Source organism: Gabonibacter massiliensis, from assembly GCA_001487125.1.
Lineage (GTDB): Bacteria > Bacteroidota > Bacteroidia > Bacteroidales > Marinifilaceae > Gabonibacter > Gabonibacter massiliensis.
This window is the reverse complement of the sequence record LN913011.1, coordinates 22,515-42,711: the sequence shown is the minus strand read 5'-3', so window position 1 is coordinate 42,711 and position 20,197 is coordinate 22,515. Positions and strand designations below refer to the sequence as shown.

Sequence of the window (20,197 nt, the reverse complement as noted above, 5' to 3'; positions counted from 1 at the left end):
TATGGTATTAAAATTATAATTCTTTATTTTGCTGGCTTAAATAACACCTAACTAAAATGAATATCGTTATAGCGGGAGCAGGAGAAGTCGGAACACATCTCGCAAATATGCTCAGCAAGCAAGAGCATAACATCATGTTGATAGACAGCGATCAGGAAAAACTCGAATTACTCGAAAACCAACTGGACGTGTTGTCTATCGTGGGGTCGTGTACCTCTATCGGAGCCTTAAAAGATGCCGGTGTAAACAAATGCGATCTCTTCATTGCGGTAAATCATTTAGAAGACCAGAATATCAACTCAGCCATATTGGCCAAAAAATTAGGGGCAAAACAAACGATCGCCAGAGTAAATAACAGCGAATACTTAGAAAATGAGAACAAAGAGTATTTGAAAATGATCGGGATCGACTCTTTGATCTATCCAGAACGTTTGGCGGCAGAAGAGATTGTCGCCTCTTTAAAGCAAAGCGGGTCAAGACAATTACATGAATTTTCCGACGGGAGGCTTCAGCTGCTGGGTATTAAGCTATGGGAAAATGCCCCGGTTTTGAACCTGACCCTGATCAAAATGGCAGAACGCTATGGAGCACAGAACTTTCGGGTCGTCGCTATCAAAAGGGCAGACAGGACCATTATTCCCAGAGGATTAGATTCATTCATGTACGGGGATTTGGTCTTTATTGTGACAAAGCCGTTTTATGTACCCAACATCTTTGCCCTCTGCGGAAAATCACAATACGAAATTAAAAATGTCGTTATCGTGGGAGGTTCCCGCATCGGAGTGAAAGCAGCCTCCTTGCTGGAAAAAAATTACAATGTAAAAATTATCGAGAAAGACCGGGAAAAATGTATCCTCTTGGCCGACAAATTAAAATCGACTTTGGTTATCAATGGTGACGGAAGAGATCTTGCCCTCCTCCGGGAAGAGGGAATAAAGAATACGGATGCATTCATCAGCGTTACGCACTCCTCCGAAACAAATATATTGTCTTGCCTGTTAGCCAAGAAATTAGGAGTGAAAAAAAGCGTGGCGGAGGTAGAAAATATCGATTATATCGATCTCGCCGAAAATATAGGTATCGGAACATTAGTCAATACGAAATTAATCGCCGCTTCACACATCTATCGCTATACCATGAATGTAGATGTAAAACACCTGAAGTTCCTGACGTTTTCCGAGGCGGAGGTTTTCGAATTGACAGCAGAAGCAGGTTCCAAGATTACCAAAAAAACATTGGCAGATATAAACTTTCCCCTCAACGCCACAGTCGGAGGGGTCATCCGGGATGGCGAAGCCATTATCGCCAAAGGAGACGTGCAAATTGCAGCCGGAGACAACGTGGTTATTTTCGCTTTGCCCAATGCCGTAAAAAAAGTAATTAAGCTCTTTCAGAAATGATCAACTTCCGATTTATCGTAAACATCATAGGAAAACTTTTATTAGTAGAAAGTGCCTTTCTCATGCTTTGTATCGTTGTCGCTTTAATTTACGGGGAAAACGATTTACTGGCATTCATCTACTCCGCCGTAATCACCTTGACAGCCGGATCTCTTATGGCATTTACGGTAAAAGTAAAGGACCGGGTTTTAGCAAAGAAAGACGGGTATTTTATCGTAACCTCTACCTGGGTCATTTTTACCGTATTCGGTTGTCTGCCTTACCTGTTTGGCAATACCATCCCCTCTATTGTCGATGCCGTCTTCGAAACGATGTCCGGATTCACCACGACGGGCTCTTCCATTATTAACAATGTCGAAGCCCTACCGCACGCAACTTTATTCTGGCGCTCCCTGACCCAATGGATGGGAGGTATCGGTATCATCGTATTGCTGCTGGCCATTTTACCCGGTTTCGGAATTGAAGGACGGGATATGTTCGTGGCGGAAGTAACAGGCCCGACCCACGACAAATTCACGGCCACCTTCACCTCAACGGCCCAGCGCATGTGGACTCTATACTTGTCCTTGACCCTTCTGCAAACGGTTTTCCTTCTTTTAGGCGGGATGGATCTTTTCGATTCCATCTGTCATTCATTCACCACCATGGCGACCGGAGGGTATTCAACGAAACAAAATAGCATCGCTTACTGGGACTCAGCCTATATTCAATATGTATTTATTATCTTCATGTTTTTGGCAGGAACCAATTTCGGACTCATGTACTCCGTAATCTTAAAAAAGATACGCAATCCTTTCCGGGATGAAGAATTCAAACTCTATTTTCTTATTGTCGTCGTATCCAGTACGATCATCGCTTTAGGGCTCTATTTTAACGGATATTCCGATTTAGAGAAAAGCATTCGCGATGCCCTGTTCCAAGTCGTTACCATACAAACGACCACCGGCTACGCGACGACCGATTACCTTCTGTGGCCTCCTCTCTTGGGTATAATTATTTTCGTCTTGATGTTTGTCGGAGCCTCGGCGGGTTCCACCTCCGGTGGACTAAAATGCGTTCGCATAAGCCTGTTGTTTAAAAATTCGTTCATCGAGATGAAGCGAATCATACACCCCAACGGCATCATTAACGTGAAATACAATAACAAAAGCGTGCATCCGAACATCATGAGCGGAGTGATGGGATTCGCCATTCTATACATCTTCATATTCGGCATCTCCAGCGTTATCATGTCTTTTTTCACGAAAGATATCGCGACAGCCTGTAGCGCCGTTATTACCTCCCTGAGTAACGTGGGACCGGGATTTGGAGAGATCGGCCCGATGGGTAACTTTTCCATCCTTCCCGGTATTGCAAAAATATTCCTGGCAATCCTAATGTTAGTCGGTCGTCTGGAGGTATTCACCGTACTCGTTTTATTTAGCAGAACTTTCTGGAAAAAATAATTGCGTTCGGAACAAGCAATAAAAAACGGCGCCATCTTAAAAGAAAGCGCCGTTATAGCATAAAAGCGGTCTTATAATTCCCCTAATCCCTGACGGATCACGGCTATTTCATCTCCCGTACAATCCAATACGGTAGATGGAACATTTTTACCGTACCCTCCGTCAATGACCAGATCTACCAATTTTTCATATTTTTCATGAATCAATTCCGGATCCGTAATGTATTCGACCTCTTCATCGGGACCTCCCTTTACGGAAGTCGTCAGCAAAGGCCCGTCCAACTCTTTTACAATGGCCTGCACTATAAAATTATTTGGAATGCGAATCCCTATCGTTTTCCGCTTATTCATCAACACATTCGGTAATTTATTCGTGGCAGGCAACACGAAAGTGTAAGGGCCCGGTATATACTGCTTCATCGTCCGGAACACCTCATTATTCACTTTTGCATAAATGGATATGTTACTCAAATCTTTACATATCATCGAGAAATTCGCCTTTTCCGCTTTCACGCCGCGGATGGCCGATACCCGTTGCACCGCTTTCACGTTATTAATATCGCATCCGATAGCATAGATCGTATCGGTAGGATAAATAATCACGCCTCCGTCGTGTAACAAATCCACAATCTTTCGAATCTCCCTTTCATTGGGATTATCCTCGAATAAGCGTACAAACATAACCCGCTGATTTACGAGTTCACCTTCTTGTAATCAGCCAGAAATGCGGCTAAACCACTATCCGTCAACGGATGTTTCAATAACCCCTTGATAGCATTCAACGGACAGGTCGCTACATCGGCTCCGGCCTCTATACATTGAATAATATGTTGCGTATGACGAATCGAAGCGGCTAACACCTGAGTATTGTATCCGTAATAAGCATACATATCAACAATTTTTTCCACTAATTCAATACCGTCACTACTGATATCATCCAATCTACCAACAAAAGGAGAGACGTAAGTAGCACCAGCTTTAGCAGCCAATAAAGCTTGCCCCGGTGAAAAAACCAAAGTACAATTCGTACGAATTCCTTTTCCAGAGAAATATTTTATCGCTTTAATTCCATCCGCGATGCAAGGTACCTTCACCACGATATTGGGATGTAAAGCAGCTAATTCCTCTCCTTCTCTTATCATTCCTTCATAATCCGTAGCGATCACTTCCGCACTTACATCACCATCTACAATATTGCATATTTCGATATAGTGTTTTTTGCAATTTTCTACTCCCTTTATTCCTTCTTTGGCCATCAACGAAGGATTTGTCGTCACTCCGTCCAATACCCCCAAATCATTAGCTTCCCTAATCTGGTCCAAATTTGCGGTGTCAATAAAAAACTTCATATAATATCATTTTTAGGTTTAACATCATGAACTGCACACAAAAATATAAACAATATCCGAATATTATTAAAAATGAAGAATTAAAAATATCATTCTCAACTCAATACACCAAATAACAGCCAAGCTATCAATAAGGTAAAAAACACATTAAATACCTGGGCTCCCAGAAAAGCATAAGTCGAACGTCTGTTTTCGGAGGTAATCAAACTCCTGAAATCCGTTTCCAAACCGATTGAAGTAAACGCAAGGGCGAACCAGAGACCCTGAATATTTTTCAGAATCGGTTTTGCCTCACTCACAACGGAAGGGTCTATCAGAAAAGAAAATACCAAAGAAGCAGCTACAAAACCCAACACGAACTTCGGGAAACGGGTCCATATCACTTTTAAAGTCGGTTTTTCCTCTACGCCCTCTACCTCCTTTTTGGTATAGGACCAATATATGCTGATTAAAAAAGCGGCAATACCCAACAATACGTTCTGAGAAAATTTCACAATGGTACTGGTCTGTAAAGCGACTTCCCCGTATATAGCGCCTGTTGCGGCCACCGCCCCGGTAGTATCGATAGTTCCCCCGATCCATGCTCCGGCCATATCTTCCGGCAAATCGAGCAATTTAGCCAGGGCCGGCATAAGTATGATCATCGGAACCGCTACTACCAAAACCAACGAAACGACATAGGACAATTTGGTTTTATCCCCTTTGATTGCTCCAGCCGTGGCCACGGCTGCCGATACGCCACAGATGGAAACAGCACTGGATAACATTAAAGCCATCTCTTTATCAATACCCATTCTCTTGCATAACCAGAAACAAAAATTCCACACCACGAAGACAACGATACAAGACTGTATCAACCCCAGCGAACCGGACTTCAGCAAGTCTCCGAACAATACGGTCGTTCCTAATAACACCAATCCGATTTTCACAAAAAGCTCCGAAGAAAGGGACTCTTTCAACCACTTGGGAATAGAAAAAACATTGCTGATGAAAAGGCCGATTAATAAACTGAATATCACCGTCTCCAATCCCCAATCCTTTAAAAATTTATTCCCGCCGACCACCATAGCCAAAAGCGTCAAAAAGAACACGACAGGGAAACTATAGATAACGGATCTAAAACTACGGCCGTTCATTCTTCCGGCAATCAACGCCATAATAAACATAAACCCAAAAACCAAAAGAGCATGCCCCACGTTATCTAAAGCAAATACCTTATTAATCAAGACATCTGCATCCGGCCAGCTAAAAGAAGGCCACTGCGGTTTCAACTGAAAAATTATCAATAAAATAATAAACCACCCCACTATTGCTGAGGTCCAATCTTCGGAAATCTTACATTTACTCATCTGACTAATTCTTAAATTTATTCAGCGACAAAAATAAGATACATTTTTTTTCAATACATCCGCATTTTTACTGATTTTATATCAATACATTTCCAACATCCCCTTTATCGCCCCCCAGTAATACTCTTTCCAGCCTTCCACGATTTCATCATACACCTCGTCCGGAATATGAGTATGCAATAACTCCACGCGAGTCGTCTCTTTTTTCTTCTTCAATTCGATCGTTACTACCGAAGGGTTTTCTGTTTCTCCGAAAAACCACTCCTGCACCACCCTCTTGTAAGGCTCTATCTCTAAGTTCACACCACAGATATCTCCTTCCCAAAGAGAAAAAACAAACCCCTTCTCAGCCTTCATTTGTGCCGGATAACCGCTCCAAAGCTCGATTTGAAAAGGATTGGTCAAAGCTGCAAACACCTCTTCCGGATCGGCAACTATTTCAATCGTATACTTAAAATCCATAAACTTTTTCATATAAAAGAAAAGGCTGATTTATTCAGCCTTTTCTCTTTATTATCTATCCTATTTATTTCTTCTTATATTGTGCATTCAACTGTTTCAATATGTCTTGCGTTATATCAAATCCGTCTTCTGCATAAAAAACAGTTCCACCCAAGGTTGTACTCAAAATTAAATTATAACCTTTTTCCTTGTTGTATTCTTTCAAAAAAGCAATAATAACATCATACAACTTTTTATTGATTTCGTTCTGCTCACGCAGTATACTCTCTTGAGTTTCCTGTTTCAAACGCTCCATATTCTGACTTTCGAGTACGATATCGTAATACTCCTGATTGGCACTCTCCCGGGTCACGAACCCGTTATTCTCCAACTTACGTTGATATTCGTCTTGCCTCTTTACCAGGGATTTCATTTTCACGTTCATGTCCGTTTTATACTTCTCTATCTTTTTCAAAAAAGCCTCATTCAATTCTCTCGACTGAGTGTAATTACTCAATAAGGTATCCATATTGATATAGACGATTTTAGCCTCAGGATTAACAACTTTTACTCCTTCCGATTCATTGCCTGCTTTATTATTTCCTGCAAAATGCAAAATATACAACACGACCACGGCAACTAACAATAACACATTTAATCCTATCGAAAAATTTTTCATAAAATATAACTTTGTTATTAATAAATCGATTAACTGGAAACGGACTTCCCGGTGGAAATAGTTTCAGTTACAAAGATAGTCTTTCTTCTTTTAGTTGGCTCGTTTTTCCCTTTTTTCTACATAAAAAATTTTCTTTAACAGGTCCACTTCATCCTGTCGAATCGGGCGAAACCGTTCATATAATTTCCGAGACATATAAAGCTTACGAATCGTCCTTATCGATTGGACCCCCACTCCAAATCCAACATCCACATGTCCCTTGTTCTCTACCGTATGAGCAAATTTTTCTATCTGCATTTTCCGATTCATCTCCCGGTCCATTTTCGTTACCGGAGAAAAAGCCCCGGCAACAATCCCTTTTTCATTATATAAGGCATTCTCCATACTGCGGTCCGGCTTATAATCTTCCAATACATAACGGGGGATGACCACAACCTCCGCCAATAATACAGTATCCCGAGTCATAAAAATCCCTAACAGATAATCTCTTTGAGTAAGCGTATCGCTAACGACTATTTTCACGGGCACATACCCCACGTGAGAAAAGACCAACGTATCCCCCATCTTTACCTCAAAAGCGAAACGCCCGTCCTCGTCTACCCCCCGGTAAGTACTATCCAATCGGCAGAGAGCGTTCCGGAGCGGAAAAATACTATCCCGATCGCACACTACTCCCGTAACGAACAGATTATCCTGCTTCTCAACCTGTCCGTTAACACTATATATGCCATAAAAGAAAAAAAATAACAGGAAAAACTTAAATCCTCTCATTCTCCCGAGCAATTTCACTATTCTGCAAAATATTCAGCAATAGCTCCCTTGCCCGAAACAACTGAGCTTTAACAGTTCCTAAGGGAATCGCCAACTCCTGAGCAATCTCTTCATAAGAAAATTCGTCAAAGTAACGTAATTCGATCAATTTCCGATAACGCCCTTTCAACATCGCCACTTTTTCACGCATGAATTCTGCGCGTTGATTACGAATTGTCTCTTCTTCCGGGCTTAATACATCCGCCGGAACACTATTGATATATCCCCGGTCGTCCGGATTGATATCATCTTTATCTAAAGAAACGGTTAAAGCTTTTTTCTTTCGTATAAAATCAATGGTATTATTCGATGCGATCTTAAATAACCACGTACTGAAAGCAAATTGAGGTGAATAATAATTTAAACTCGCAAAAGCCTTTTCAAATGCTTCGAACATCAAATCTTCCGCATCGGTACGGTTATTCACCATCTTCAATATCATGAAATAGACGGAATCTTTATACCTTTTAACAACTCTGCATAAGCTTTTTCGTCACCCCCAATCGCTCGCTTCACAATTTTATAATCATAAAGCGCTTTTTCTGATAAATTATTCGTTATCTCCATTTCTTTCTGTTAAAAAATGAATATCCATTCCAGTACCATCGATAGGCAAAACCCACTGTACTTACGACTAACGAAGTTAGGAATAATTTTCTTTGTTTTAGATGCTTAGAGTAAATATTTAACAATATAAAATCTAATAAAAATGTTAAAAGAACTAATATTAATAAATATTCCTCAAAAACACCCATAATTATAAAGCAAAATGACAAGCCGTAAAATAAAATACGCACAATCTCATCCCCTTCCACTTGCGCACGCAACACGATCGGCCATTTGAACTTACTGGCAAAGTAATAAGAAATCTCATCCACTCCACCCTTCTTATCGTTTTCATCTACAATCATATAACTATTCGGGTCTTTTACCACTCGAACCTTTCCAAACTTAGACAATTCCCTAACCATATCGTTATCGTAACCTAAATATGATTGCGAATTTCCCGTGAAACCGCGATTCTTTATGTAATACGATTTTCTATACGCCATGTTACATCCATCACCCAAAATATATTTTTTCGATTTCACAAGAAAACACATTTTCAAAAAACGTAATAACCGAAAACACCGCCGTTTCATTATACCCGGTCCATCCTCGATATAATTGGAGAATCCCAATACGACCGCCGTATCTTTATCAAAATAGGATTGCATCGTTCTTACCCAAAAAGAGGAAGCAGGACGACAATAACTCTCTGAAAACAGCAATATGTCATGTTTCGCCGCCAATATTCCTATATTAATCGCCAGTTTCTTCGTAAAACGAAATTTCGTGTCGGGAAAGATACGCGTATAGCGTAACTGAGGATACGCCTTTTGTATCTCGGCCAAAACATCCTGAGTATCGTCCTCCGAACACTCATCAACCACGATCACTTCGTAGTTTTCATAAAACTGCATTAAAAAGCTCGGCAGATTTCTCTTCAGGAATTCGGCATTATTATGGGAAACAATAATAACCGAAACCCCTTCCTTCGAACCTCCCACTCTTTTTTTATCCTTTCGCAAAACGGAGATACTCTTATATATGACGTAAAACAGGTGAATCCCCCACAAAAAAAGCAGAAAAATCGCCACATACCCGTAAAACCCATACCCTTCCCATATAATCCGAAGATTCTCCATAATAAAAATATTTGTTCCATCGTGCAAAAATCGGACAAATATACATACTTAAACCTTAAATTACCGTATCTATTGAACAATTTTATTTACATTAGAAGAGAATTTACGAACACAAAAATAGCTAAACTATGAAAGGACAAAAAACAAAAGGAATCATTGGAATATTAACGGGAGGAGGAGATGTCCCCGGCCTGAATCCGGCCATCAGAGCCGTAACAATAAGGGCTCTGAGAGAAGGCTATAAAGTAATCGGAATACGGAGAGGTTGGAAAGGACTCATTGACATTATCCGTGATCCCGAGTATGACAATTCGGATAACTTTTTCGAATTGACGGAAGAAATCGTAAACAGAGCAGGACGTACGGGAGGAACTTTTCTCCATACCTCGAGAACACGGGCATCCCATGTACCTAAAGCAAGCGTTCCGGAACATTTACAAGACAAGTACACGGACGATATAAACGATTTAACACCGGAAGTATTGAAGAACCTGGATTTTATAGGAGTAGATTTTCTAATACCCATTGGAGGAGACGATACCCTCAGTTACGCGGTCAGATTGAGCCAAGAAGGGGTAAGAGTTGTCGCCATTCCCAAAACGATGGATAACGATGTGCCCGGAACCGATTACTGTATCGGCTTCAGCACCTGTATTACCAGAACCATCTCCCTTACTCATGATCTAAGGACCTCTGCCGGTTCACACGAGCGTATCCTGGTTTTGGAAGTGTTCGGCCGATACGCCGGATTCACGGCCATGTTACCCACGTTAGCCGGAGCAGCCAATCGATGCGTTATCCCCGAATACCAGTTCGATATAGAGCTGTTGACGGAGTTGCTCTGCGAAGACCGGTTTACCAATCCAAGCAGGTATTCTGTCGTCTTGGTTTCAGAAGGAGCGACTTATTCCGGAGGAGATATGATTTTCCAAAGTGAAGAAAAGGATATGTTCGGACATAAAAAGTTGGGAGGAATAGGAGACCTGATTTCTCGGCAACTGAAAGAGCTGACCCCCCAATTCAACCGGGGAGAAGCCATTGACACGATTACCCAAAAATTAGGTTATCTCGTGCGTTGCGGAGATCCGGACGCTTTAGATTCTATTGTTCCCATGGCATACGGGAATCTCGCCTTGGATTTAATCAACAAAGGATTACACGGACGATTGGTCATCCTCAGGAACGGTCGCTACGACAACGCTCCCATCGAGATCGTCACCAGCTCGAAAAAATTAGTAGACGTCCAAAAATTCTATAACACGGAACGGCTTCGTCCCAAATACAACAGTTTTGAATTTATGCCCCAAATGATCTTATAAAAAAGCGGTCTCTTTGCGGGTTTCCTTTTTTTCGAAATGAATTTTAATCTTGCTTAAAATTCACTGATTGATAACGTGTTAACAAACGATACAAGTACGGATTAAACCGTATAACCATTATTTCGCCGAGAGTCCTCCTCTTTTCAAATAGGCTTCTATGTAGGTTAATTAAGCTGACTTGATGCCTACCTACGCGAATTAAAAGTACCATTTAACTAACACGTTATCCTTTTATGTACACGATCAACATCCGGGCAAACAAAACCCCAAGGACCAGAAAATGGTCAAGCTGAAGATGATATTCTTTAAAACCGGCTATATCCGCGTACCAAGGGTATTAAATATTACCGGTTCATTAGAGGATTGAGACGCCAAATCACAGAGTTTCCGTGTCTGCCGCACGGAAGCGACTGCCAAGAACAAACTGTTGTTCGATTTGCGTACCAAATACCTGCATATGGCCGACACGCGGGAATCGGAAGGACGCAACAGGTCTCCGGTTCAACATTCACATGGCTTTGACGAAGTGAAACAAACCCAATCGGAGGTCAAGGTCAAGTCGGTTCTTCAGACTATCTCGAATTACGTTCCAAAGAAAAAAAACGCATCAAAAACAACCAAATCGCCGACAGTGCCAACAACGCGAAAAAATACGCCGAGTTACGCAGGACCAATGCCTGTAGGATGCACTTTTTCCTCGGTCTCCTTTTTCAAGGCGAGTTCGGTAGATTCCGACCGCTCTTTTCCGCCTTTCCGGTTCCTTTCTTTTTCCCGCAGGTTACGGCGTTCCATAAGTTCGGGGAAATGCCGTTTGATAAATTGTCCCAGCGAGCAGGCGTGCAGTCCGAAACGGCGGGCGATGGATTTCAAGGATTCCGGGGTCGTTTCATACAGGTGTATGGCTTCCTTGTATTTCTCCATGCTTTGAGGCGATACCATTTTACCGTTCTCCGTCTTTTTCATTCCCAAGCTGGCGTGCAGTTCCGGTTCGTGTTCTTTCAGGTATTGTCTAAAGCATTCCGGATGCAGACCGAACTCGGCGGCGACCTTTGCCGTTGTAAGTCCGCCCTCTTTCAACCGGGCTATGGCGTCCGCGTATTTGGCTGCCGTAGCAGGGTTATATCTTCGCACGGATGACCAGTCCACAGGCTTGCCTTCCTCGTAAGGAATGCCTTTTCGCCTGCAAACCAAGTCCTTGTGCCATGTTTGCAAGTATTCGTAAAACCCTTTTATCGACACCCCCGTCTGCTTGGCTATCTTTCTGGCGGACAACGGCGTAGTGCGGTACCAGTGTAGGGCTTCCGCGTATTTCTCAATTGTTTCAGGGGAAGGAGCATGAAGCGTTCCACGCCCCGTTATCTTGCCCTTGCGTTGCTGTCTTACAGCCCGTTCGCGTATCTTGATGCGATTTTCAACCAACTCCTTGTGGTAGAATATCAAGTGTTGTTTCAATCCGGTGTAGGAGACATTGCAACGCTTGGCGGCATCCTGTACCGTGATATAACGGTCGGCACGCAAAAGCTCCACCGCCTCGGCATATTGTTCTTTGCACCACTGGCGCATACCGCGCGGCAGATTATCGTTCAAACCCAACTGTTGACGTGTCCGCTCACGAAATTCCAGCACGTCGGGATAATGTGTAATCAACTGTCTGGCAAGGTTCGTACCATCCAATCCGAATTCACGGGCAATCTGCGATACGTTACATGCAATATATTCCATGCTGTCACATGCCGCAATAGCCTCCTTGTATTTGGCATGTGTTTCGGGACGCTGTCCGCATCGCTGACTTATTTTAATACTGCCGGCTTCCTCCAAATTGTATTCGATACCCTTTCGTTTCAGCATCAAATGGCGATGATAGGTACGGATATATCGGGAAAATCCGCTGAGAGAAACTCCGCACTGCCGACCTATCTCGACATAGGAAAGATCAGTGGCAGTGTACAACTCCAGTGCTGAACGATATTTCGCTTCCGTCTCCGGCTTGCACCCTCTTACCCGGTTAGACCCGTTCTCTTTTTCAAGGCTGCTCCGATTGATTTTACTTTTTCTGGTGATGTACAAACCACTCACACCACCGCTAATCGTCAAATCTCCACCGGTGACTGTCAGGTTATGCCCCGTACCATCAAGTGCATATCCATCCGGAATGGTAAGCGTGATGTCTCCTGCTAACCCGAGCTTCAAATCGTTATAGATGCGGATAACCTTGTCCTCGCCGCAATACGCATCCAGCTCTTCCGTGTTACCGGAGGCAAGGGCCGTCATGAGTTTTTCCAACTCTTCCTGTTCGCGGATTTCCTTCACGGCCATATTGACAGTACGGTACCGTTCCCACACGGTGCTATAACGAAACTCGGCATCTTGCATAACGACAAACTTTAAGGCGTGTTTACGCCATGGTTACCGTTGCGGACCGGACGCACGGGGAAGCCGTCACAAGGATAGAAGGTGTTTTTCGGGCGTACATAGCTATTGCTTCCTTCATCCATGCGCGAAAACTCGAAATTGTAAGAGTTGTTGTCGTCATTTTTCACATTTCCCGCTGCCCAGACATAGCCAATCTTGTCCAGATGATAGACATCCGCATAACTATTCCAATCCCGATAACCGGTCTGGGGGAATATGATCGACTGGTATTTATCGGGATTCGTATAAAACTCGTAGAGGTTATCCGAATATATTCCGCACGACTGGGTCGTCTCATCGTAGTCAGCGATGTTCTCAACCCGCACATCGTACCATTCCGGAGAGTAATCGGTGTTGTTACCCGTGGTCGTGAAGCCGGTGAAAGCATTATAATGGGATACCTGATAACCTACCGGACATGGATCATATATGGTCTTAAGAATTTGAGCTGACGGGTCTGTTCCGGGGCGTCCTTCCCACAGATTGGCGTATGTTTTGTTGTCGCTGTCAAAATCATGTCCTCCCGTCCCCGTTGTTCGTGGTGGATTGTGCCACGTATCTGGTTTCTGTATAAGCAAGTGCAGGGCAGCACGTGTGGTCAATTTTGAATCATCGAAGTAACCTGTGAGCAGCGGAGGATTATCGTTGACATCATATCCTATGTAATTCCATCTCTTCTTATTAACCCTGTCTTCTGTTCTTCCACCGAAAGGATCCTTGCGCCCCCACTGGTAATAGGGATTATTGCCACGGGTGAAAGCCATGTGCGATTTTTTGACAATCTTTATCGTCTGGATCTTATTACCGGAAATAAACTGGACCTCACACTCGCGTTCTTTGTAATACTTTATTTCCTCTCCGTCTTCGGAACACCAGCCCAGATTCATCGGCATGAATTCAAACTTGCGATTAGTATCATGGGCGGTGACCTTGATGGTCTTGTCGCTGTCCTCGACATCGAGACGGGTTACCCAGATGTGCCAGCTCCATATAGCATTGGGATAAATAACCCTCCACGTACCATCATTTACTTTTTCAGGTGCCTTGTCGCTTATCGCTATAATGGCATTTCCCTGCTTAATATTCGCACCGACATAGAATCTGATTCCTCCTTTTCCATCGTAAGCATCCGGTAAATATGTCGGGGATTCGTCATGCGGCTCACTTTCCCACGTATAGCTTGGACGCAGAAGATCGTTCACGTCCTGCCATACGAAGTACGCGTTTGTGGGGTTGCAACCTTCGTTTTTTTTGATATAGGGACTTGTAATAGGCTTATTGAGATGGTTCCTGAACACTGACAATATATTATCACCCGTACTTCCGCCGGTATATGTGTAGGAACTTTTATTATCTATCCCATTGTGAATCGCATTGCCATATACCAAAGGAAAGATATACCATCCCGGAGCATCGACCATGTAGCAGTTGGCCGTGCAGACGATACTGTTAGGTGTACCATTCGGATCTGCAAGATTGTAAGGGGCGTCTTTCGAACCTTTCGAGGGAGCGGATTGCAGTTTGGCATTTATGTTTATTTTTTCATCAGGTTGCAGTCTCTCTTCTTTGACTTTGAACCCCACCTTTTTCTCGTATGGGACATCGCCATCTTCAATAACGCATTCGAGCCACTCGGAAGCATCGGAAAAATCCGCCTTACCGGAGTCACGGTACTTTATCGAGAAATCCATCTTTATTTTCTCGTTCTCCTCTATATAGCTCGTAACTGTTACAGTGTTTTTGTCACTGAACTTATGCCCGCGATTGGGCAATGAATTGTCAGGGACGAAGACCTTTCCCTGGTAATTCATCACTTTAGGCTCTGTCACCTCAAGGACCTGTTCCTTGTATTCTATGTGCCAGTCATAATCATTGGCGAAATTGTTGAATTTCAGGGTCAGTTTGTAGTGATGGTTACGTTCTGCGTTGTAGTCCCTGTATATGTCTTTGCCGAGCATGAAGCGATAAGTTATGATTCCGTTTCCGGGGCGCTCGGTATTCGTCGATTGGTATATCGCCTTGACCTCGATATAAGTGCCGTAAGGTTTGTTGTCTTTCCAGCCGGAACCCTCGACATCTTTATCCGGATTGGGATAGCCTATGGCATGGTCATTGCCGTTGTTATTTCCCGGTCCGGGGGCCGTCTGCGTCTTGTCCTTACCTTCGCCCTGCATATTCTCGTAGAAGAAGAGAGCATCAGCCGTTTCCGAATGATCCGACCCGTATGTCGGCGTTTGGTTAGTGATAACGGCCTTATAATGGTCTTTGAAACCGTCCACATCGGGTTGGATATCGCCCTCGAAATATTTTATAATACCTCCGTCATGTACGAGTAAATCATTGTGGGCAGGTGTATTAGGCATTCCCAGCGGACATGATCTGGGTATGTCCTTTATGGAGGCAGCCATAATATAGATGGATACATCTTTTTTGAGGTTCGAGCCGTCATAAGCGATGGTCACTTTGGAAGCCGCACGGCGCACCCACGCGTGGAGTTTTACGCTTTTTTCATTCACTACAAGAGACTCGTCGTCCGCTGATAGAGCGGGAGCAGATTTTTTTGTAAAAAAGCCTATCATCTGGCCATTGTTAGCTATGTTTTCGGAGTCCCATGCGAGGGGAATATTCTTGAGGTCTTCCACTGTTTTTATGGCTTCAGAGTACTTCGAGTTTGTAAGTAAGTCGGGGATGTTCGCAACGGCATATATATAATACTTGCCGAATTCGATTTCTTCCGGCAGCTTGAATGTGGCGCGTCTCGTTTTTTCTTCCGCGCTGTGCCCGTTTTCCGCATCCGTGTTTTTACGGTCTTCATCGGACATGGTGTATCCTTTTATCTCCCAGCTCTTTTTCAGTGCCTTTGTTTCGTAATCATACAACAATACATGCAGAGAGCTGATATCCTTTAGGGCATCCCCGGCAGTCCGTGCACGGGCTAACGCCGAGGACATGGGTTTGAAGTCCAATGTGGCGGAAACCATCGCATGACCTTCGCCTATGGTTTCTTCCTTCAGAAATTCGTCCTGACAACCGGCAACGATAAAACTCATCAGGAAGACAATCATATATTGTGTAAAACTCTTCTTCATATACTTCTTTCCATTTATTTTTTTACAATCCAAATGCTGGATAAAGGAATTTTTCGCTATATGGAATCACATCAACTACGATTTCATTACTATTATACAATGTTATGTCCACCACGACATGGGTGTTACGAAAAAGTGCCTTCAAGTTGGGCAGCGTGTAGACAAAAGGTTCACTCCTTCCGTCTATATTAATTGTCAGGGTGTACTCCTGCTCGCCATCCGTTGTACCCGCCTTGGGGTTCATGCTCTCGGGCAGGTAGAAAACGGGAACATTCTCTGCTACACCCGGTTTTGAGTTATCAGGGTTTTCCATATCAACTGCCGGTACTCCTAAAGTAACCGTCCCGTGGGTATAGGTCTTTGTCTTATCCGCTTGTGTAGGTAATTGGTAGTCCTTCAACCAGCCGGCGGCTTCCGTGGTGGCGTAATCGTCATTTTCGGACGAAGCGTCGGAAACCTCCTTCAACCAATTTATCCAAGTTTTCCCATTGAATAATTGTCGGTTCTGTTCGGTGTCATCGACATGCGCCATCAGAAAGTTCTTGTCGGCATGGCTCGCTATGGTGAAATTGTTCACAGTCACTTTCTCGCCACGCCAGTTCATAAAGTTCACCGTGAACTTGGTGGCGACACGTACCACGTAGAACGTCCCATAGAAACTTCCTTTTTCAGGGAAATCTATTTCGTACATGGAGGACATCGGGATGGATTTTCCGCCCGAGTAGTCCGGAGCGAAATAGAGCCCGTTCACCGCAGCTTCAAAGCCGGACGTACTCTCTGCATAATTGTCGAAGAAACCGGTCAGCGTTTGGTTTGGCCCCGCTACGCCTTCTACAGTCGATACGCTCTCTTCATTGGCGAAGAGGAATATCTTTTTCTTTTCGTTGGGTTTTACCTTAAGTAATATGTATTTTCGCTCTACCGCACCGCCCAACCGATAAAATTCGTTATGTTCCACCGTCCCATCAGCATGCAGGATCACGACGCGCACACTTTTCATCTTCTCGTTGTCAGGCAGTTCTGCCAGTTCCGACCTCGTCTGTACAATCGGCTCTATATTCAAACAAAGAGCAGCTTCCATAGTGTCCTCCGGTAAGGATTCTTCCCGACTGCTGCACGCCACCATAAAAGGCAGTGCGAATGCCGCCAGGCAGACTGCAATGCTATGTATAATGTTCGGTTTCATCAGTCCAATCCTTCTTCCTAATTATTCAACATCAACGTTACTCAGCACCACCCGCCAAGATTGAATCAGTATGTAGCTGCTAATCCACTTGTTGTTCTCGTCGAGGAAGAAGGTCATCACATAGTCGTCCTCGCGGTCCAGAAACTCCTGATCGGTCATCGTGCGATTGTACTCCTCCTCGTAATAGTCTTTCGCCAGCAGAGCATGGTCGATCACCGGGATGCGGGCCACAATCCCGCCCTCTCGGTTGGTGATGGTAAGGAACATCTTTTCACGATGGGTTTCCATCATGCGTCCTACAGTCAGGTCAGCGATAGCACCCTTTACATGGATGATGGCACGGGAATCGGCTTTCCCCAGGCCGGCCTCGCCGTTCTGCATTTTCCAAGGACGGTAAGTGATGTTCTCGTCTTCCAGCAACTCGTTGTCATGAGCCATCAACCCGTTCTCGTCCTCTATGCGGAAGGTGAATTGATTGACATCCACATCCTCTCCCGATAGATGATGCAGTATGATGCGGATATGGTTGGTGTTCTTGGTCAGGTACATGGTATAGTCGTAACTGCCTCCGTCGTCGTTAGAAGGCAGCGATACATCCAAAGTGCCGTGAAAGAGTCGATAAAGCCTTTCTTTGCTGTAGGCACCTGACTCGTCATGCTGGCGGTTCAACGCACATTGCAACTGCTCCATCCGGGTCTCGCCGACACGGGCTTCAGGTACGGAGAAGGACTCTTCATGCCCGCCGTCGTTCCTGAGACCGCACCATGCCAACAGCCGATAGTCGCCGGCAGGCAGGTCGAGCGATATCGAATAGTTCTCCGCCGTAGACGGATCTATCTGTTCTTCCCGCTGCCATGTCAGTATGCCCGACGTGTCGAAGGCATACAGATGCACCGATGAAACCTCGTTTGCAAAAGCATCCGCCCACTTCAGGTTCCTGTCGTAACGGAATTTGAGCCGGTAATACACCGAACAATCGCCTTCTTCTTCATTGAGCCAGTTGTTACTGCATGACGGAAGAACCAACAGGCAGACCGACGCCACGCCGACCTTCACTACCACATTCCTTATCAATGCCTGTATATCCATATCGTATACTCTTTTGTATAGTTTATACCAGTGTTACTTATATATGTATGATGTGCGGAACTTCCGCATCCGGATTTCCTCGTCAAGTGGGATACCTGTTTTATGTACAGGTTTCCGATGCCGCACCTCCCTTGTGTGCCGGTGGGCGGGTACTGTGTTTATTTATTTGATTATTGTATGATGCGTGGGAGACGGTAGCCGTTTCCCACTCATCATAAGTATCAGGAACGCCTTCGGGCGGTCAGGTTCATTACCAATCCAAAGTATAGTCATTATTGACAATGCGCCAGGACAGAATCTTGACTTCAGCCGCAATGTAGTGATCATTGGGGTCGGGCTTCTCGGGATAAATCACCTGCTCAGGATCGTAGACAGGGGTGCCGAAGCCAGCTATCCCTGTCACGTTTGTCTTATACACGTGGTTGCGGACTACGCCCTTAGTAGCATTTTCACCTTCACCATTATGAATAATCTCGTAATAATAGTAGGTCATACCGGATTTCCAAACCAAAGCCCAGTCAATTATATTCTTGTTCTTAAGTTTCTCGTTAATCGTATCTGCTTTAATAGTCTCTGTTACAGTTTGATCCGCAGAATTGTACCATGTTTTCTTTTTTGCGACTTCTGTCAGTTGGGCATATACATAACAGTTGTTCGTACTGTTCTCTTCTTCCAGCTGTTTAGCAATTACAATCTGAAGATCGTCGGTACCAATCTGTGTACGCGTTGTACTGTTTCCATAATAGTAGTTATAGCCGTTGGCTTTCAGCTGGGCAAGGATACTTGCCTTCAGGAGGGGGAGGTTTTCAGACGGTATCTCGGAATATGTATCGGCATAGTGGGAACCCATGTGTCTTACCAAAGTCAAGCGAGAGCCGTCTTCATTGCAGAGGAACCCCTTTAGGATAACCTTGGTTTTGGCCAGTTCGGCAACATCACTACCATCAGCCTTAGCGGCGTTCTCATTGGTGTACAATACAGTGTCAATAGCATTAGGGATATCGGCGTACTTATTATACTTGTTCTTTGCATTAGAAGAATTCATGGCCCAGAAACTGCGGTGTGTGCCGTTCCACCAGTCACTTGGCCACGTGGGATTAATTTTCTTGACAAGTCTGCTGTTATCGGTTTCTGCGGTCAGGGCCCAGCCTTCAAGTGTTAGGTAAACCTGCTTTCCGTCAGCTGTGAGTGCATTCCCTTTCTTATCTTTCAGTGGCAGTTTGTCAGTGCCAGCGAGTTTTACTGCATCACCCAAACTGACCGTAACTTTGGCCACACTGCGCTCAACATATATGGTGACGGGATGTAATTTGGCCTCAGACTCTTCCTTACACAGGTTTTCAGCCTTTACGGGAACAGCGCAGACCTCTGCACCCTTATTTCCATATACGGAGTTGAACATAACGAACGAGCCCTCTTTGGTGAAGTCGTCGGAAGCGTAATCTTTGGAAATCGCCTTTAGGTCATCAAGACTCTTTGACTCGTTGCCCAAATTAGTGGTGGGATTCAGCACAGCCGCCATCATCTGGGGAAGTTTGTCTCCGGGCTTGGTGCTGATGACAATAGTGGCCTTAAGTTTACTTTCAATATCATCCGTGTCAATTGTACCACCTATCTGCTCCACGTTCGGCCAGTCGTAGTAATTTACATAAGTGGAGCCCTGAAGTTTGACATCAGTGGCGGCACCGTTCTCGGTGAAGAAATAGAAACGAACTTTGGTAACTTTGTTTTCATAATCTTCTCCATCCTGGTAACCGGAAGCGGCACGTGCACGTGTAACATCTGAAGACACCAGGTTTACGGCAATGTAGCTGGTATTAGCCTTACCGTTGCCTACATCCTCCTCGTTCGGAGCAATCTCATCCCGTGAGCATCCCGCGATAAACAGGGAGGCCAGCACAGATATAAATAAAAAGTTCTTTTTCATATCGTTAAATTAAAT

At 44.3% G+C, this 20,197-nt stretch carries 16 protein-coding genes; 3 read left to right on the top strand and 13 right to left on the bottom strand.

Going from position 1 to position 20,197, the window contains the following annotated elements; genetic code table 11:
- The first annotated feature begins 56 nt into the window (after positions 1-56).
- Together trkA and BN3283_RS01080 are read left to right on the top strand one after the other, a co-directional pair.
- Positions 57-1,400, top strand: a complete 1,344-nt coding sequence (trkA, locus tag BN3283_RS01085; RefSeq protein ID WP_041502448.1) for a Trk system potassium transporter TrkA — start codon at positions 57-59, stop codon at positions 1,398-1,400.
- Complete coding sequence (locus BN3283_RS01080) at positions 1,397-2,845, top strand: TrkH family potassium uptake protein (protein ID WP_041502449.1); 1,449 nt, start codon at positions 1,397-1,399, stop codon at positions 2,843-2,845. Before trkA ends, BN3283_RS01080 begins: the two co-directional genes overlap by 4 nt.
- Before the next feature lie 71 nt (positions 2,846-2,916).
- On the opposite strand, the gene BN3283_RS01075 is transcribed toward BN3283_RS01080, so the two are convergent.
- From BN3283_RS01075 to BN3283_RS01040, 8 genes are all read right to left on the bottom strand, one after another.
- Positions 2,917-3,525, bottom strand: a complete 609-nt coding sequence (locus BN3283_RS01075) for an L-threonylcarbamoyladenylate synthase (RefSeq protein ID WP_041502450.1) — start codon at positions 3,523-3,525, stop codon at positions 2,917-2,919.
- Between the two features lie 11 nt (positions 3,526-3,536).
- The gene (fsa, locus tag BN3283_RS01070) at positions 3,537-4,193 is read right to left on the bottom strand and encodes a fructose-6-phosphate aldolase (protein ID WP_041502451.1); all 657 of its coding nucleotides are present in this window, start codon (positions 4,191-4,193) and stop codon (positions 3,537-3,539) included.
- A 95-nt stretch (positions 4,194-4,288) separates the two neighbouring features.
- A complete protein-coding gene (locus BN3283_RS01065) occupies positions 4,289-5,542 on the bottom strand; it encodes a YeiH family protein (protein ID WP_041504760.1) in 1,254 nt (417 codons plus the stop codon).
- Positions 5,543-5,623: 81 nt separating this feature from the next.
- The gene (locus BN3283_RS01060; RefSeq protein WP_041502512.1) at positions 5,624-6,004 is read right to left on the bottom strand and encodes an SRPBCC domain-containing protein; all 381 of its coding nucleotides are present in this window, start codon (positions 6,002-6,004) and stop codon (positions 5,624-5,626) included.
- Positions 6,005-6,068: 64 nt separating this feature from the next.
- Entirely contained in the window at positions 6,069-6,662 is a 594-nt protein-coding gene (locus tag BN3283_RS01055) for an OmpH/Skp family outer membrane protein (protein ID WP_041502453.1), read from the bottom strand.
- Between the two features lie 90 nt (positions 6,663-6,752).
- The gene (locus tag BN3283_RS01050) at positions 6,753-7,433 is read right to left on the bottom strand and encodes a peptidase associated/transthyretin-like domain-containing protein (RefSeq protein WP_041502454.1); all 681 of its coding nucleotides are present in this window, start codon (positions 7,431-7,433) and stop codon (positions 6,753-6,755) included.
- Positions 7,420-7,914, bottom strand: coding sequence for an RNA polymerase sigma factor (locus BN3283_RS01045; protein ID WP_286137431.1), 495 nt, complete (start codon positions 7,912-7,914; stop codon positions 7,420-7,422). The genes BN3283_RS01050 and BN3283_RS01045 overlap by 14 nt, the downstream gene beginning before the upstream one ends.
- Before the next feature lie 115 nt (positions 7,915-8,029).
- Positions 8,030-9,160 (bottom strand): glycosyltransferase, encoded by a 1,131-nt coding sequence (locus tag BN3283_RS01040; RefSeq protein WP_041502456.1) that lies wholly within the window; start codon positions 9,158-9,160, stop codon positions 8,030-8,032.
- A gap of 128 nt (positions 9,161-9,288) precedes the next feature.
- Here BN3283_RS01040 and BN3283_RS01035 point away from each other — a divergent pair, with 128 nt between their 5' ends.
- The gene (locus BN3283_RS01035; protein WP_041502457.1) at positions 9,289-10,479 is read left to right on the top strand and encodes a 6-phosphofructokinase; all 1,191 of its coding nucleotides are present in this window, start codon (positions 9,289-9,291) and stop codon (positions 10,477-10,479) included.
- Between the two features lie 660 nt (positions 10,480-11,139).
- Here BN3283_RS01035 and BN3283_RS14595 read toward each other — a convergent pair.
- The 5 genes from BN3283_RS14595 to BN3283_RS01010 form a co-directional block, all read right to left on the bottom strand.
- On the bottom strand, positions 11,140-12,852 hold the full coding sequence (locus BN3283_RS14595) for a hypothetical protein (protein WP_286137430.1): 1,713 nt from the start codon (positions 12,850-12,852) through the stop codon (positions 11,140-11,142).
- 11 nt (positions 12,853-12,863) lie between these two features.
- Positions 12,864-15,980: a DUF4906 domain-containing protein gene (locus BN3283_RS01025; protein ID WP_147625510.1), complete on the bottom strand. Its 3,117-nt coding sequence runs from the start codon at positions 15,978-15,980 to the stop codon at positions 12,864-12,866.
- Positions 15,981-16,002: 22 nt separating this feature from the next.
- Positions 16,003-17,166, bottom strand: coding sequence for a hypothetical protein (locus BN3283_RS01020; RefSeq protein ID WP_059025367.1), 1,164 nt, complete (start codon positions 17,164-17,166; stop codon positions 16,003-16,005).
- Between the two features lie 21 nt (positions 17,167-17,187).
- On the bottom strand, positions 17,188-18,255 hold the full coding sequence (locus tag BN3283_RS01015) for a FimB/Mfa2 family fimbrial subunit (protein ID WP_041502459.1): 1,068 nt from the start codon (positions 18,253-18,255) through the stop codon (positions 17,188-17,190).
- A 250-nt stretch (positions 18,256-18,505) separates the two neighbouring features.
- On the bottom strand, positions 18,506-20,182 hold the full coding sequence (locus BN3283_RS01010) for an Mfa1 family fimbria major subunit (protein ID WP_059025366.1): 1,677 nt from the start codon (positions 20,180-20,182) through the stop codon (positions 18,506-18,508).
- Positions 20,183-20,197: the final 15 nt, after the last annotated feature.